This is a genomic window from Micromonospora sp. NPDC005174 (genome assembly GCF_040608495.1).
In the GTDB taxonomy this organism is placed as follows: Bacteria; Actinomycetota; Actinomycetes; order Mycobacteriales; family Micromonosporaceae; genus Micromonospora.
Window position 1 is genome coordinate 4998 of record NZ_JBEXIJ010000045.1, and the last position, 15581, is coordinate 20578.

14 protein-coding genes are annotated in these 15581 nt (G+C 71.3%); 8 read left to right on the forward strand and 6 right to left on the reverse strand.

Going from position 1 to position 15581, the window contains the following annotated elements; all coding sequences use genetic code 11:
* Nucleotides 1-106: 106 nt before the first annotated feature.
* Nucleotides 107-655: an N-acetyltransferase gene (locus tag ABZU91_RS30480; protein WP_355248081.1), complete on the reverse strand. Its 549-nt coding sequence runs from the start codon at nt 653-655 to the stop codon at nt 107-109.
* 134 nt (nt 656-789) lie between these two features.
* On the opposite strand from ABZU91_RS30480, the gene ABZU91_RS30485 reads away from it, so the two are divergent.
* Nucleotides 790-1335, forward strand: a complete 546-nt coding sequence (locus ABZU91_RS30485; RefSeq protein ID WP_355247996.1) for a DoxX family protein — start codon at nt 790-792, stop codon at nt 1333-1335.
* A gap of 215 nt (nt 1336-1550) precedes the next feature.
* Nucleotides 1551-2996, forward strand: coding sequence for a glycosyltransferase 87 family protein (locus ABZU91_RS30490; protein WP_355247999.1), 1446 nt, complete (start codon nt 1551-1553; stop codon nt 2994-2996).
* 4 nt (nt 2997-3000) lie between these two features.
* Here ABZU91_RS30490 and ABZU91_RS30495 read toward each other — a convergent pair whose 3' ends face one another.
* The 5 genes from ABZU91_RS30495 to ABZU91_RS30515 form a co-directional block, all read right to left on the reverse strand.
* The gene (locus ABZU91_RS30495) at nt 3001-3429 is read right to left on the reverse strand and encodes a molybdenum cofactor biosynthesis protein MoaE (RefSeq protein WP_355248002.1); all 429 of its coding nucleotides are present in this window, start codon (nt 3427-3429) and stop codon (nt 3001-3003) included.
* Nucleotides 3426-4682 carry a molybdopterin molybdotransferase MoeA gene (locus ABZU91_RS30500; RefSeq protein WP_355248005.1) on the reverse strand — a complete coding sequence of 419 codons (1257 nt, stop codon included), beginning with the start codon at nt 4680-4682 and terminating at the stop codon, nt 3426-3428. Before ABZU91_RS30500 ends, ABZU91_RS30495 begins: the two co-directional genes overlap by 4 nt.
* A 52-nt stretch (nt 4683-4734) precedes the next feature.
* Nucleotides 4735-5205: a MogA/MoaB family molybdenum cofactor biosynthesis protein gene (locus ABZU91_RS30505; RefSeq protein ID WP_355248008.1), complete on the reverse strand. Its 471-nt coding sequence runs from the start codon at nt 5203-5205 to the stop codon at nt 4735-4737.
* The gene (gene moaC / locus ABZU91_RS30510) at nt 5202-5693 is read right to left on the reverse strand and encodes a cyclic pyranopterin monophosphate synthase MoaC (RefSeq protein ID WP_355248010.1); all 492 of its coding nucleotides are present in this window, start codon (nt 5691-5693) and stop codon (nt 5202-5204) included. The genes ABZU91_RS30505 and moaC overlap by 4 nt, the downstream gene beginning before the upstream one ends.
* Nucleotides 5694-5961: 268 nt before the next feature.
* On the reverse strand, nt 5962-9039 hold the full coding sequence (locus tag ABZU91_RS30515; RefSeq protein WP_355248013.1) for a BTAD domain-containing putative transcriptional regulator: 3078 nt from the start codon (nt 9037-9039) through the stop codon (nt 5962-5964).
* Between the two features lie 529 nt (nt 9040-9568).
* Between ABZU91_RS30515 and ABZU91_RS30520 the strand changes: the two genes are divergently transcribed.
* The 6 genes from ABZU91_RS30520 to ABZU91_RS30545 all read left to right on the forward strand — a co-directional run bounded on the left by ABZU91_RS30520 (nt 9569) and on the right by ABZU91_RS30545 (nt 15577).
* Entirely contained in the window at nt 9569-12091 is a 2523-nt protein-coding gene (locus ABZU91_RS30520; protein WP_355248015.1) for a bifunctional diguanylate cyclase/phosphodiesterase, read from the forward strand.
* 89 nt (nt 12092-12180) lie between these two features.
* Entirely contained in the window at nt 12181-13500 is a 1320-nt protein-coding gene (locus ABZU91_RS30525) for a glycosyltransferase 87 family protein (protein ID WP_355248084.1), read from the forward strand.
* A 41-nt stretch (nt 13501-13541) separates the two neighbouring features.
* Nucleotides 13542-14174, forward strand: coding sequence for a phosphoribosyltransferase family protein (locus ABZU91_RS30530; RefSeq protein ID WP_355248018.1), 633 nt, complete (start codon nt 13542-13544; stop codon nt 14172-14174).
* A gap of 22 nt (nt 14175-14196) precedes the next feature.
* Nucleotides 14197-14583, forward strand: a complete 387-nt coding sequence (locus ABZU91_RS30535; protein WP_355248021.1) for a zf-TFIIB domain-containing protein — start codon at nt 14197-14199, stop codon at nt 14581-14583.
* A 102-nt stretch (nt 14584-14685) separates the two neighbouring features.
* A complete protein-coding gene (locus ABZU91_RS30540) occupies nt 14686-15363 on the forward strand; it encodes a maleylpyruvate isomerase N-terminal domain-containing protein (protein WP_355248024.1) in 678 nt (225 codons plus the stop codon).
* Between the two features lie 4 nt (nt 15364-15367).
* On the forward strand, nt 15368-15577 hold the full coding sequence (locus ABZU91_RS30545) for a helix-hairpin-helix domain-containing protein (RefSeq protein WP_355248027.1): 210 nt from the start codon (nt 15368-15370) through the stop codon (nt 15575-15577).
* Nucleotides 15578-15581 lie beyond the last annotated feature (4 nt).

Sequence of the window (15581 nt, forward strand, 5' to 3'; positions counted from 1 at the left end):
CGGCGCGGTCAGGCCGGCGCGGTCAGGCCGGCGCGGTCAGGCCGGCGCGGTCAGGCCGGCGCGGTCAGGCCGGCGCGGTCAGGCCGGCGCGGTCAGGCCGGCGCGGTCAGACTCTCGACCAGGGCGCGGGGAAGACGACCTCGCCGCGCGGCGGAGCACCCTCCTCGCTGGTGGACGGCGGCAGCACCAGCGCCTGCCACGGCTCACCGAGACCGGCCCACGGGCTGCTGAGACCCAACTCGGCGGCCGGCCCGAAGCCGAAGCGACGGTAGAACGCCGGGGCACCGAGCACCACGACCAGCCGCTCGCCCAGCTCGGTGGCGGCGTCCAGGGCGGCCTGCACCACCGCGCTGCCGTGCCCGACCCGCTGGCGGTGCGGCGCGACCGCCACCGGCCCGAGCGCGAGGCCCGGCGCGACGGCACCCCGATCGGGCCGAACCCCCACTCGGGTGAGCAGCGCGTAACCGACGACCTCGCCGCCGTACTCGGCGACCATGGCGAGCTCGGGAAGCCAGGCGTCGGTGCTCCGGAGGTCCTCGACCAGCCCGACCTCCGGCGGCGTCTGCACGTCCGGGCGGGCGAACGCCGAGGCCAGCACCCGACGCACCGGGCCGGTGTCGGCCGGGTCTTCGGGACGGAGCCGCAGCGTCGTCACCCGCGCGACGATACCCGTCACACCCCGTCCATCAGCGATGGTCGCTCGAATCGGCGTGGCGCACGAGCATGCCGACCGATCCCGATCCGGCGGTTGCCCGGGTAGCAAACGCCGCGACGGGGTATGACTGTTCCATGACGCCCGTACGCTCCCTCGCCCGCGCCATGTTGAGCGGCATCTTCGTGGTCCAGGGGTACCGCAACCTCCGCGACCCGCACCGACTGGCGCAGGCCGCCAAGCCGGTGACCGACAAGGTCGCGCCGCTGTTGCAGAAGGCGCACCCGAGCTTCCCCACCGAGACGGAATCGTTGATCCGGCTGAACGCTGCGGTGCAGGTCGGGGCGGGGCTGATGCTGGCCACCGGTCGGTTCAGCCGTCCCGCCGCGCTGGTCCTCGCCGGCACCCTCGTGCCGGTGACCATCGCCGGGCATCCGTTCTGGAAAAACGACGACCCGATCGCCAAGAACAACAACCAGATCCACACCCTGAAGAACCTGGGGCTGTTCGGCGGTCTCCTGCTCGCCGCCGCCGACACCGGTGGCAAGCCCGGCATCCGCTGGCGTACGGGTCACCGCATCGGCCACTCTCGACGTTCCATGCAACGCGCGGTGCGCACCGCCCGCCGCGAGGCGCGGATCGCCGTCCGGTCGGCCGCCACCGCGCGTCGACTACCAGGCTGACCTGCCTCGATGCCTCTCAGTGTCACCCCCACCCCCCGCTAAGGCCGCGAATTACCTGAACCACCCGGTAGGCGTTAACGCGGTGGAAATGTCAAAAACATGTGTGGGATCGGACACGGTCGCATAACGCGGGAGGCACTGACGTGAGGCGCCGTTCTAGGCTCCGTGCAGGACCTGGACGGGTAGGACGACCTTGGTACGGGGGTGGCCACGCCATGCCGACGGCTGTCGGTAGACGGGCGGACCTCCTCGCCCCAGTTCAGCGCATGACGCGCGGGATCGATCGCAGGAACGTCGTGCGGGTCGTCATCGTGGCTGCCGTCGCCTACGCCGCCTGGCTCGCCATCGGCGAGTTCGGGCGACCGTACAACTTCTTCGACATGAAGATCTACCACGGCGCGGTGGCGTGGTGGGCGAGCGGTCACGAGCTCTACGAGTTCATCGCGCCCGGCACCACACTCGGGTTCACCTACCCGCCGTTCGCCGGGCTGGTCATGTTGCCCATGGCACAGCTGCCGATCGGCGCGGCCGGGATGGTCAACGCCCTGGCCAGCATCGCCGCGCTGGCGCTGGTGCTGGCCGGACTGCTGCGTCCCATCGTGGACCGGTTGGGCTGGCCGCTGTGGTTCACCGTGGCCCTGGCGGTCCCGCTCGCCGTCGCCATCGAGCCCAGCCGCGAGACCCTCGGCTACGGCCAGGTCAACCTCCTGCTGTTCGCCCTGATCATGGCGGACCTCATCGGACTGCGGTGGCGCTCGCGCCGGGGTACCCACTACGCCGCCACCGACGGTCCGCTGCTGCGCTTCGTCTACGGTGGCGCCTGGGCGGGCGCCGGCATCGGCCTGGCCACCGCCGTCAAGCTCACCCCGGCGCTGTTCATCGCCTACCTGCTGATCACCCGTCAGTGGCGGGTGGCCGCCACTGCGATCGGCACCACGATCGGCGTCACGATCGGGACGTTCGCGGTCGTCGGCGACGAGTCACGGACGTACTTCGGTAGCGTGCTCTGGCAGACCGAGCGGGTCGGCGCGGCCGACATGACGCCCAACCAGTCGCTCGCCGGCCTGCTGGCCCGGCTGTACGACTCGATCGAGACTCCCGGCCTGCTCTGGCTCGCCTTCTCGGTGCTGATCCTGGCGGTGGGCCTGTCCCGAGCGGCCAGTTCGCGCGCCGACGGTGACGAGCTGACCGCGTTCACGCTTGTCGGTCTGACCGCCAACGTGATCAGCCCGATCTCCTGGACGCACCATCTGGTCTGGGTGATCCCGGCGATCATCGTGCTGGCCGACGCGGCCGTACGTCGACGCGAGGCGAGCAGGGGCCTCACGCAGCGCACCGGCCAGGGTCTGGCGTTCGGTGGCCTGAGCGGCCTCAACGCTCTGCGCCCGCCGATCTGGTATCCCACACTGACGGGGTTCCGGCACGGCGTCGCCGCTGTCGGGCTCTATCTGCTGTTCCTGGTCTCCCCCATCTGGCCGTACGAGCACCAGTTGCCGGAGGTGTCCCACTACCAGGACGGCCTGTTCGGGGCGCTGATGGAGAACTCGCTGGCCCTCGCCCTGATCGTGCTGGTGGCGGCACTGCCCTGGCGACCCGGCGCCGAGCCGGCCTTCTACGGCGAACGACTCGCCCGGGCAGTGGCGGTGAACGGGCGCCGCTGAACGGTCAGGGACAGTTGACCCACTCTTCGGTGCCGTCGGCGAAGACCTGCCGCTTCCAGATCGGCAACCGGGCCTTGGCCTCGTCGACGAGGCGGGCGCACGCAGCGAACGCCGCAGCGCGGTGTGCCGTGCTCACCGCGGCGACCAGCGCCACGTCACCGATGGCCAACGATCCGACCCGGTGCGAGACCGCCACCGCGTACACGTCGGGGTCGGCGGCGACCTCGGCGGCGACCTCACGCAGAATCTGCGCGGCGCTCGGGTGCCCCTCGTAGTCCAGGGTCACCACCGCACGCCCGTGGTCGTGGTCGCGCACGACGCCCTGGAAGGAGACGACCGCGCCGGCCCGGTGGTCGGCGACCGCCGCCTCGTGCGCGGCGAGGTCGAGGGGCCGGTCGGTGACCTCGACGACGGTGATCGGCGGCGCGGTCACGACGCGCGCTCCCCGGACAGCAACGGCAACGGCACGATCGGCACCCGGTCGCCCTGCGCACCGCTGGTGCCCGGCCGGATAACGGCGAACCCGTCGGCGCCCGCGAGACCGCGCAGCATCGCCGAACCGACGTGCCGCACCGGATGCGCCGTGCCGGCGGCCCGGTCCACACGAACCAGCGCCAGGTGGGTGTGGTCGCCGCGCCCGGGCACCGCCTCGGCCAACGTGGCCTGCGGCAACACCGGCATCGAGCGTCCCTGTAGCCCGGCGAGCAGCGGCGCGACAAGTGACACCAGCGCGACGATGGCGGACTGCGGGTTGCCGGGCAGGCCGGCGACGAAGCGGACCCGCCCGTCTGGATCGGCCAGCCGGGCCAGCAACATCGGGAAGCCCGGCCGGACCGCCACCGTGTTGACCACGTAGTCGGCGCCCAACGCCTCCAGGGTCGGGTGCAGGTGGTCGACCGGACCGTGCATCGTGCCGCCGGTGGTGCAGACCAGGTCGGCGTTGGCCAGCGCCGCGCGCAACGCCGCCACGTGCGCGGGCAGCGTGTCGGCCACCGGACCGACCACGTCCGAGGGGCGGACCTGGCAGCCGTACCGCCGGAGCCACGCCGGCACCGCCGGGCCCAGCGCGTCGCGTACACGGCCCGCCGCGGGCGGACCCGCCGTCAGCAGCTCGTCGCCGAAGACCAGCAGCGCGGCGCGCGGCGCCCGCCGGACCCGCAGCGTGTCGTGCCCGCAGGACGCGGCCAGGCCGATCACCGCCGGGTCGACCGGCGTACCGACGGGCAGCAGCTCCTCGTCGGCGTACGCCTCCTCGCCCGGCTGCCGCCACTCCGGCGTCTGCCGGGGCGTGCCGCTGACCAGGCCGCCGGTGACGGTGGACTCCTCGACGCGCAGCACAGCGCTGGCGCCCTCCGGGACCATGGCTCCGGTCGCGATCTCGACGGTCGTGCCGTCCTCGGTGAGTGGCCCGGGAGTGTTGCCGGCCAGCACCCGGCCGACGATCCGCCACGGCCCGTCGCCTCGGACGGCCCAGCCGTCCACGCTGGAGGTGGGGAACGCGGGCAGGTCGGTGCGGGTTGTCAACGGCTCGGCCAGGGTCAGACCGTCGGTGTCGACGAGCGGACGGGCGACGGCGGGCAGGGCGGCGGCCAGGCCGACCGCGTACACCCTGGACCGCGCCTCCTCCCACCCTGCCGGCGGGGGCGCGGCGACCCGGTCCGCCGTTGGTGTGGTTTCCGTTCTCACCGACCGAGCCTATCGGGACGGGCCGACAGCCGGCGCGGTCTGGACCGCTGAGTTAGTGGTCGCCGCCGCGGAGTTGGTCGATGGTGTGGCCGAGGATCGGCCCGAGCACGGCCAGTCCGTCGCGGGCACCACCTGACGAGCCGGGCAGGTTGACCACCAGCATTCGGCCGGCCACCCCGGCCAGCCCACGGGACAACACCGAGGTGGGCACCCGTTCCCGACTGTGTGCTCGGATCGCCTCGGCGATGCCCGGAATCTCGTAGTCGAGGAGAGCCCGGGTCACGTCCGGCGTCCGATCGGACGGGGTGACCCCGGTGCCACCGCTGGTCAGCACCACGTCGACCCCGTCGGCGAGGGCGTCCCGCAGGGCGACACCGACGGGCTCGCCGTCGGGCACCACCACCGGCTCGTCGACCTGACAGCCAAGCTCACGCAGGCCGGCGACGAGCAGCGGCCCACTGGTGTCGGCGTACACGCCGGCCGCCGCCCGGTTGGACGCGACGATCACCCGGGCCCGGATCACGGCCGATCCTCCGGCCGGACCCACTCGCCGGTCTTGCCGCCCTCCTTGCGCAGCACCCGGACCGCCTCCACCGAGGCTGCCGGGTCGACCGCCTTGACCATGTCGATGAGCGCGAGACCGGCGACCGCGACGGCGGTCAGCGCCTCCATCTCGACCCCCGTCCGGTCCGCCGTGCGGGCGGTGGCGGTGATCTCCACGGTGTCGGTCGTCAGACGCAGGTCGACGGTGACGCCGTGCAGGGCGATCGGGTGGCAGAGCGGGATCAGCTCCGGAGTGCGTTTGGCACCCATGATGCCGGCGAGCCGACCCACCGCCAGCGCGTCACCCTTGGGCAGCCCGTCCCGGTGCAGCAGGTCGATGACCTCGGGTGTGGTGCGCAGACGGCCGGCCGCGACCGCCAACCGCCCGGTCACCGCCTTGGCGGAGACATCGACCATCCGGGCCGCGCCGGCGAGGTCGACGTGGCTGAGCTGCGCGGGTTCGGTCACGGCCGTGAGCCTATCGGTGCGGTACGACGTGCGGGCGCTCGGAAGGGGCGACGGCACCGCGTTCCGCCGGGTGCGACGGCGAGTCCACCGGACCATCACCCCTTCCTGGCCGGACGACCCGCCACCGAAGTCTCTGGGGGGAGACCTGGCGGCGAGCGTGTCTCGACGACCCGGTTCTGCCCAGGGGCAGAACCTCCCCCGTTCGTCGATACGCGACAGAAGCTACCGAGCCCGGCGATAAGAAATCGATAAGCCACGTCTGAGCAGGTCAACGGCCTGTCTGGTGGTCGAGCTCGGCGAGACGACGCTCCACGTCGTGGCGTTCCGGCACACCCATCCGGACGAAGATCGCCAGCGCCCGCTCCCAGTGCCGCCGGGCCTCGGCCGGGTCGACGCTGGCGAAGTGCTCGCCCAGTCCGGCCAGTGCCCGCCCCTGCTCGTGCGGGTGCGCGATCCGGGTCGCCAGTCGCAGGGCCGCTCCGTGCATCTCGGCAGCCGCCTGGTCCAGCCCGCGTGCCCGTAGGGTGCGGCCCAGTTCGTTCAACGCCGCGGCTTCGACGTGCCGTTCACCCGAACCGACCGCCAGGCTGCGGGCCATCTCGTGCTCCTGTTGTGCCTGCGCCAAACGACCCAGACCGCGATAGGCGATGCCGAGGTCCAGGCGTACCTCCGCCTCCCCGTAGCGGTGACCGGTGCGATCGCGAAGCGCCAGCGAGGCCTTGAGGATCCTGATCGCCTGGGGGAGGTCTCCCCTGCGCGCGCGTACGCCCCCGATGTGGCTGAGGGCGTTGAGCACGTGGAACTCGTTCGAATTCGTCCGGGCCCACGCCAGATGACGCCGGTGCAACCACAACGCCTCGTCGTAACGACCCAGTGACGTCAGGGCCAGACCGACGTTCGGTAGCGCCATCGGCACTCCGACACTGCCGTAGCCCTTGTAGTCACGCAGACGTTCCATACCGAGTTCCACCGCTTCGGCGAGGTGGCCGCTCCAGTAGTAGACGGGAGCGAGATTGGCCTGGTAGCGCGCGGTGTTCAAGGTGTTCTGCGATTCCTTGGAGAGTTCGACCGCGCGGGTCAGGTGGTCGAGAGCCCTCCGGTTGTCACCGGTCTTGACGTATGCGGAAGCCAGGTAGTTGTGCATCAGCGCGGTCGGATCGATGTCGCCCGTCGCCTCGGCTGCGGCGAGCCCGTGCCGGTGGGTCGTGACGATGTCCTCGAAGTACCCCCGGATGTAGCAGAATCGCCACAGCGCGCGAGCCAGCCGCCAGGTGTGTTGGTGAAAGCCCGACTCGTGGGCTGAGACCACCATCGTCACCAGGTCCGCCCGCTCGGCTTCCAACCACTCGGCGCTCGGCTCCCCGAGAGCGTCGAGCAACTCGGGTCGGTCGAAGGGAAGATGACTCACCTGAGTTCGGATGCCGAGGGGCTCGATGGTCTCCGCGATCCGCAGTGCCGCTTCCAACGTGAGATCGAACAGTTGGGCCAGGGCCGACCGGCGTTCCTGCGGGGAATCGATGTGGGTGCACAGCTCGACGGAGTACTGACGCATGAGGTCGTGGAGGCCGTACTGCCGCGAGTTCAGGTTCTCCACCAGGTGCCGGTCGGTGAGGTCGTCGAGAGCCGCGTGCGCTTCCGCGACGGTGAGTCCGGTCAGTGCCGCGACCGAGATCGGGCCGAACCGACTGCCGGGATACAGGCCCAGGAACCGGAAGGCCCGCTTCGTCGACTCGGACAGCGGCTCGTAGGAGGCGGTGAACGCGCCGGTGATCGTGCTGTTCTCCCCACCCAGTTGCAGGAGAGCCGACGTACCGCCGGCCATCTGTGCCGCAAGATCCGCCAACCGCCACCCGCGCCGGTGTGCCAGCCGGGCGCCCGCGAGCCGAATCGCCAGCGGAAGGTGGCCGCACCGCCGGACCACCTCGACAGCCGCCTCCGGCTCGGCGTCCACCCGCTCCCGCCCGACGCTCAGGGTCAGCAGGTCGACGCCCTCCCGGGACGACATGACGGGCAGGGACTGGGACGCCCCGAGATCCGGGTGGGTGAGTCGGCGTCGCGATGTCACCAGTACGACGGCGGTCGGCTCGATCGGCAGGAGGGGAAGGATCTGGTCGCTACCGGCGGCGTTGTCCAGGATGATCACCGACCGTCGGTGGGCCAGCTCGCGTCGCCAGCGTTCCGTCCTGGCGTCCACGTCGATCGGTATCTGCTCGGCCGGAACCCCGAGCTGACGAAGCAGGACGACCAGGGCCGACGCCGGGGCCATCACATCCTTCTCACCGTGCCCGCGCAGGTCGACGTACAGCCGGGCGTCCGGGTACCGTTCACCGAGTCGACGGGCCAGGTGCACGGCGAGCGTCGTCTTGCCGCTGCCGGCCATGCCGTCGATGACGTGCACGGCCGGGACCCGACTCTCGACACGTCGTGTCTCCGCCAACAGCCGCGCCACCATGCCTTGTCGGCCGACGAAGTCGGTAACCGAACGGGGCAGGTGGTCCACAGGCGTGACCGCGCGGGTCGATCTGGGTGTCGAGTCTCCCGTCGGCGACGGACCGGACGCAGCCCTCGTGTCGCGCCGGCTGTCGTCGAGAGGCACCCGGTTGGGCATCTCGGCGACGATCCTGCGGCGCAACTCCTCGAGATTGGCCCCTGGGCCCACGCCCAACTCGCTGATCAGGTGCTTGCGAATCTCGTCGTACGCGAGGAGCGCCTCCGCGCTGTCACCGCGCTCGTGCAGGGAACGCATGAGCAGGCGGTACGTCGGCTCTCGGAGCGGATGGCGCGCGGCCACCTCCCGCAGTGACGGAATCGCGAGGTCGTCCCGTCCCGAACGGAGGTGCACCTCGGCGAGTAGTTCCACCGCCAGAAGGCGCTCCTCTTCCGCGGCGACGGTTCGAGCCGTCAGGACGGGTCCGAGCGGAATGCCGGCGAGCATGGGACCCTGCCACCGCGCCAAGGCGCGGCCCAGCAGTTCCGACGCTCGCTCCAGGTCGCCAGCACCCAGCGCGTCCCGGCCCGCGTACAGCTCCTCCTGGAAGCGGAAGACATCGACCACCTCCGGCCGCAGGGTGAGCCGATAGCCGTTGCCCTGCCGCACGAGAGTGGCTTCGGCGAGCCCCGACGTCTCGAACTCTCGACGGAGATTGGCCGCATAGGTCCGCACATTCGCCACGGCGGATCGCGGAGGGTGATCGACCCACAGCTCGTCTATGAGATCGACCAACGTCACCAACCGGCCTGGTTGGACCGCGAGCATTGCGAAGATTACCCGTTGTTTCGGCGTACCCAGGTGCAACTTGTGCTCGGCAAGCAGCACCTCCACGTCACCGAGCAGGTTGATCTTCACCGTTCCCCCGAATTCACACCCATCGGTGTTTAGCTGATCACAGTGGGAAAGGCTATCGGTGTCCACAATTCACACCAACCCCTCGACCAGGTCACCCGAACCGACACCGACCAGGCAAGGAAGACCAGATTCTGCCCGACCGGATTGAGCCCGGACCCGAACTGACGGATGGGGCCGACCGAACACCGTCGCCACACTAGGGAGGATGCGGCATCGCCGATAGCCTCGCAGCAGCGCGCAAGCTGCGGATCGCCAGTGCAGTACGACCGCGCTCCGCGCAGGCGGCATGGACAGACCGTCACAAAGCTCGCTAGCTTGGCTAATGTTGCGCATACCGACATTTATTGCTACTAAAACTGTGTAACTGCGCTTAGGCTCCCCGTCACGAGAACGGTTCCGGAATACGGAAACGGCCGGACGAGTGGAGGGAGCATGCAATGCGCGGCAGCGAGTGGTACTGACATCCGGGTGGCACTGAGCGGTAAGCTCCCGTCGTCAACAGGTAACTGTCGGCGACGACGGGAGCTTCATGAGCCAGGGGTCACCGCAGAATCCCAGGACAGATCGACGGCTCCTGCTGCTCGTCGGTCTCATCGTCGTCATGGCAATCGTCCCCACAGTCGTCGCCGGGGCGAACGTGTTGACCCGTCCGCCGGTCTCCGTTGGCGACGGAGCGACGTTCGTGGCGCTGATCTTCATGACTGCGCTGGGCACGATCGTCATGGCCCCGATCCGCATCCGCTCCACCACACACGCCATCGCCTGGGTCGAAACGGCGATCGTGATAGGACTCGCCGTCGCACCACCCTCCTGGGTGGTGCTGGCAACGGGGGTCGGCGTCGGTGTGGGGTCGGCCATCATGAAGCTGCCGACGATCAAGGCGGCCTTCGCAGTCAGCAAGAACATCCTGGTAGCCGGTGGGGCGGGCGTCGCCTCGCTGGCCGTCCACTGGCAATGGCCCTCGGCCGGCGTGGTCGAACTGGCCTCTCTCCTCGGTGTGATCTACCTGGTGGCGGCGCTGCTCGACGATCTGCTGGCGATCCCGGTGATCGCGCTGGCCACCGGCACACCTGTCGCCCGTCAGTTCCTGAACAACCTTGACCTGCGGCTTGCCGGCTTCGGCGTGCGCTTCATCGTGGCCTTCTGCACGCTTCTCATCCTCCGGGAAGATCCCCGACTGCTGCTCGCCGTCCCGCCACTGATGTTGAGCCTGCACCTCGCCTACTCGGCACGCATCCGTGGCCGCACCGAGCAGCAGGCATGGCAGCGACTCGCCCGCACCACCGACGCGCTCAACGTCGTGGACCTGGACAACGTGCTCACCACCGCCGTCACCCAGGCCGCCGAGTTGTTCTCCGCGGACGAGGTCGAGATCGAGCTGCGCGACGGTGGGCGCACCGTCCGCGGCGCCACCGGTGGCATCACCTTCGACGGGCCGACCGACACGGTCACCGAGGTGGACGGCACCATCGTGCCCACCCCGCTCGAGGGCCACGACCGCTCCGTCGACGTCGGCGTCCTGCGCCTGCGCTTCCGTGGGCCGGTCGAGCTGTCCGAGCGGGAGCAGTACACGCTGCGTACCTTCGCCTCGGCTCTCTGCACGGCGGTCCGCAACGCACAGGCGTACGCGGAGCTGGCCCGGGTGGCCAACGATCACGCGTACGCCGCCGCGCACGACGCGCTCACCGACCTCGCGAACCGCCGGCACCTGCTCGACCAGGGCACCGCGCAGCTCAGCGCCCGGCACGCCGACGGGGTGACGGCCCTGGTGCTGATCGACCTCAACCACTTCAAGGAGGTCAACGACACCCTCGGCCACGCTGCCGGCGACCAGGTGCTGGTCCAGGTCGCTGACCGGCTACGTGACGCCGCCCAGTCGAGCGATCTGGTGGCCCGTCTCGGCGGCGACGAGTTCGCCGTACTCCTGCGCGGGCTGCCCGCCCCGGCGGTGGCCGCGCACCGGGCCGAGACGCTGCTCGCCGCCCTGCACGAGCCGTTCGAGCTGGACGGGATGCGGATCAGCGTCGAGGCCAGCGGCGGGATCTCCGTGGCCCCCGCCAGCGGCGGGATGGCCGAGCTGCTGCGCCGCGCGGACGTGGCGATGTACCAGGCGAAGCGAGCCGGCCAGCGGATCTCCACGTACGCCCCGACGCGGGACACCGCCGACCTGAACCGTCTCACCCTCGGCGGTGATCTGCCCCGCGCGGTCGCCGATCACGAGTTCATCGTCAACTTCCAACCGATCGTCGACCTGGGCACCGGCGAGGTGACCAGCGCCGAGGCGTTGGCCCGCTGGCATCACCCCACCCACGGGCTGATCGATCCGCTGCGTTTCCTGGAGGCGGTGGAGCGCTCCGGAATGCTGCCGGCCTTCGCCGAGGCGATCCTCGACCAGGCACTGATCGCCGCGGCCGACTGGCGCGACGCCGGCTTCGACGTACCGGTCGCGGTCAACGTCTCGCCGCGCAGCCTGCTCGACGCGCGCTTCCCCGGCTCGGTCCTGGCCCGACTGCGCGCCCACGACCTCCCGCCGGAGCGGCTGGTGCTGGAGCTGACCGAGACGCTGACGCTCAGCCAGCTCGACGTGGTCGACCGGGTGCTCAGCCGGCTACGCGACGAGGGCGTCCGGCTGGCGCTCGACGACTTCGGCACCGGCTACTCCTCACTCTCGCTGCTCTCGCGGATACCCGTGCACGAGCTGAAGATCGACCGCAGCTTCGTGACGACGATGGAGAGTTCGGCCGAGGCGGCGGCCGTCATCCGTTCCACCCTCGACCTGGGCCGCAGCCTCAACCTGGCGGTGGTGGCCGAGGGCGTGGAGAGCGAACCGCAGCGGCGCGCCCTCTGGGAGTTGGGCTGCGCGGCCGGCCAGGGCCACCTGTTCGCCCGGCCGATGCCAGCCGGCACCCTGCTCGCCGCGTTGCAGCGCGGGTCGGGGGGTCAACCCGGATTCCTGGCACCGCCGCTGCACGACAGCGGCGCCGTGATCCGGCTCAACCAGACCCGCCGCCAGTCCGGCCGCTCCCGCCCCGACCGGCACCTCCCGGCCTGAGCGAGCACGCGCGCCAGCGCTCCCAGGCCCGAGGCCCGGCCATGCGGACAGCGAGGTCAACGACGAGGTCTGCCAGACTGGCGCCCGTGATCGCCGACGCCCCGACCGCCGTCCGCCAGCGCTGGCGGACGATCGACACCGCCGCCGGCGGACTCGCCCTCGACCTGGGCCTCTACTCCGTCTCGGCCCTCTTCGCGGCGATCACCGCGAGCACGTCGACACTTCTGCCGCACCGCGCCTGGGGTGCCGTCGCCGCCGCCGGCTACCTGGTCGCGACGCTCGCGGTGGTCGTCCAACTCGTCGTGCGCCAGCGCAGCCCCCGGCTGGTCGGCCTCGCCTCCCGCTGGGTGGTGACCGGTTTCGCCTGGGTGACCACCGCACTGTCACCCGTGCTCTGGCAGAGCGTCGAACGGGCCAACGGACGTACCGACCGGGCACAGGAGGAGGTACTGGTGGTCGAGCAGGCGGGCATCCGCCTGCTGGAACACGGCACGCCGTACCTCGGGCGGGACGCGATCGCCGCCCTGCCAACCGGTGAACAACTGCTCGGCTACACGCCCTACCAGCCGGGCATGGCCATGTTCGGCCTGCCCAGGGCACTCGCCGACACCTGGTGGACCGATGCCCGCGTGTGGTTCGCGGTGGGCACCGCGGTGGCGCTCGCCCTGGCGGTGGCCACCCTGCGCGCCGCGCCCGCCACCCTCGGCGGGGATCGCCGGCGTGACGCCGCCCTGCTGCGTGCAGTGCAGGCCGCCACCGTCCTGCCCATCTGCGCGCTCACCCTGGCGACCGGCGGCGACGACCTACCCGTACTCGCCCTCTGCCTGCTCGCCCTCGCGCTCGCCGCCGCCGGGCGGCCGGGCCGGGCCGGCCTCGCGGTCGGACTGGCCGGCGCGCTGAAGCTGTTCGCCTGGCCGATCGCCCTGGTCCTGATCGTCTGGGGTCTGACCCGGCAAGCCGGTATCCGGGTCGCAGCCGGCGCGATCGGGCTTCCCGTGGTCGCCCTCGTTCCGGCACTGCTTGTCGACCGCGACGCGCTGACCGAGAACGTGCTGCGCTTCCCGCTCGGCCACGGCCTGGTCACCAGCCCGGCGCAATCCCCGTTCCCCGGTTACCTGATCGCCACCGCGCTGCCCGGAGGCCGGCTGATCGCCGCCGCCCTCCTGGTCGCGGCCGGCGCGGCCATCGCCGTCCGGCTCGCGCGCCGCCCGCCCGGGACCGCCGCGACCAGCGCGCTGATCTGCGGGTACGGGCTACTCGCCGCCATCACCCTCATGCCCTCCACCCGGTTCGGCTATCTGCTGTACCCGCTGGCCCTGCTCGTGTGGGCACCCGCCCTGCACCGCCCGGAGGCCGCACCGACCTCTCCGACGTCCGAGCACCTGCCCGGTCGGACCACATCGGCGTAACCGGCGGGCGCAACCACGCCGCACGGCGTACACCTGAAGACATGACCACGTACCGAGACCGCGCCGATGCGGGACGGGTGCTCGCCGAGCGACTCACCGCCCTGGTCGGCGAGCCGGACGCCGTCGTCCTCGGCCTGGTCCGCGGCGGCGTACCGGTGGCCCGGGTCGTCGCCGAACGGCTCGGCGCCCCCCTCGACGTGCTTGTCGTCCGCAAGCTCGGCATGCCCTGGGCGCGCGAGGTCGCCTTCGGCGCGCTCGGCCCGGGCGGGGTGCAGGTGCTCAACGACGCCATCGCCAGCCGCCTCAGCAGCGACGACATCGCCGAGGTCAGCCACCGCGAACAGACCGAACTGGAGCGCCGCGAGCGGCTCTACCGGGGTGGCCGCCCGCCACTGGACCTCACCGGACGTGTCGCCGTGATCGTCGACGACGGTCTCGCCACCGGCGCGACCGCCCGTGCCGCCGTCGAGGTCGCCCGCCGGCTCGGCGCCCGCCGGGTCGTGGTGGCCGTGCCGGTCGGCGCCCAGGAGGCGTACGAACTGCTGGCCGCCGAGGCCGACCAGGTCGTCTGCGCCCAGCGCCCGCCTGACTTCGGCTCGGTCAGCGTCTACTACGACGATTTCCACGAGGTCTCCGACGACGAAGTCATCGAGGCGCTCACAGCAATCGCCTAGGTCGACCGGGTACCGTCGGGTGATGAGTGACCTCATCTGTCCCAAGTGTCGCGGCGAGATGCGTCAATACGAGCGCAGCGGCGTCGTCATCGACCAGTGCGGCGAGTGCCGGGGGATCTTCCTCGACCGCGGCGAACTCGAGAAGCTGTTCGAGGCAGAGGCCAACTGGAGTCGCCAGCAGGCCGGGCCGACTGCGCCGGCACAGCAGCAGGGTGGTTACCCGCCGCCTCCGCCCCCGCCCGTCCAGCACCAGCCCGGTTACGGCGCCGTCCCGCCGCCCCCGCCCCCACCGCCCGCGCACGGCTACCCGCCGGCGCCCGCCTACGGCCACCAGCAGCAGCACCACGGCTACCACGGCCACTACCGGCACAAGAAGCGCAAGAGCTTCCTCGACGAGATGTTCGGCTGAGTCCGGCCGAAGCTCCCGCCCGGGTCGGTACACGCGGTCGACCCGGGCAACGCCGGCCCCGAGCGATTGGCTGACGCGGCGGTCCGTGCGAGGCTGCATCGCATGACCGTCACCCGGCCGGACGAGGCCCTCGCCGAGGCGTACGACGGCATCACCGCGGTGGTCGACGGCCGCGACGACGCTGACCTGCAACGAGCCACCCGGTGCCGAGGCTGGCTCGTCGCCGATCTGCTCCTGCACGTGCTCGGCGACGCCCAGCGGGCACTGGTGGCCCTGGCCAGCCCGGTCGACGGTCCCGCCGACGTGGACGACGTCTCCTACTGGCGCGACTTCCCCGCCGGCGACGACCAGGCCACCGGACACGCCTGGTGGATCCGGCGGTCGGCGTCCGCCTTCGACCGGCCGAGCGGCATCGTCCGCCTCTGGCAGGAGACCGCACCGGCGGCGGTCCGCGCGGCCGCATGCGCAGACCCCGAGGGGTACGTGACCACGCAGGGGCACGTGCTACGCGTACCCGACTTCCTGGCCACCCTCACCACCGAGGCCGTGGTGCACCACCTGGACCTCATGCCGGAGCTGCCGACCTCGCCCCCACCCGGACCACTGGCGGTGCGCATCGCGGTGTCCACGATGGACGGCCTGTTGAGCGACGAGGCGGTCCGCCCCGCCGGGTGGGATGATCGGGATTTCCTGTTGAAGGCGACCGGCCGCATCGCCCTCACCGATCGGGACCGGCTGGAGTTGGGCGAGGCGGCAGGCTGGTTCCCCCTGTTGGGGTGACGTGATGAACGAGGAAGACGTGAAACCTTCAACCGACACGCTGCCGAAGATCGGTGCGCCGGCCACGCGCGCTCTGCACAATGCGGGCTACACGACTCTGCGCGAGCTGGCCGGGGTGCCCCGTACGAAACTGGCCGCACTACACGGCATGGGCCCCAAGGCGCTCGACATCATCCAGGCCGCTCTCGAGGAGCACGACCTCAGCCTGGGGTGACGCC

Coding starts and splice junctions, on each gene's coding strand:
- ABZU91_RS30540 (WP_355248024.1), top strand. CDS start 14,686: ATGACCGTCACCCGGCCGGACGAGGCCCTCGCCGAGGCGTACGACGGC.
- ABZU91_RS30485 (WP_355247996.1), top strand. CDS start 790: ATGACGCCCGTACGCTCCCTCGCCCGCGCCATGTTGAGCGGCATCTTC.
- ABZU91_RS30535 (WP_355248021.1), top strand. CDS start 14,197: ATGAGTGACCTCATCTGTCCCAAGTGTCGCGGCGAGATGCGTCAATAC.
- ABZU91_RS30530 (WP_355248018.1), top strand. CDS start 13,542: ATGACCACGTACCGAGACCGCGCCGATGCGGGACGGGTGCTCGCCGAG.
- ABZU91_RS30520 (WP_355248015.1), top strand. CDS start 9,569: ATGAGCCAGGGGTCACCGCAGAATCCCAGGACAGATCGACGGCTCCTG.
- ABZU91_RS30490 (WP_355247999.1), top strand. CDS start 1,551: ATGCCGACGGCTGTCGGTAGACGGGCGGACCTCCTCGCCCCAGTTCAG.
- ABZU91_RS30545 (WP_355248027.1), top strand. CDS start 15,368: ATGAACGAGGAAGACGTGAAACCTTCAACCGACACGCTGCCGAAGATC.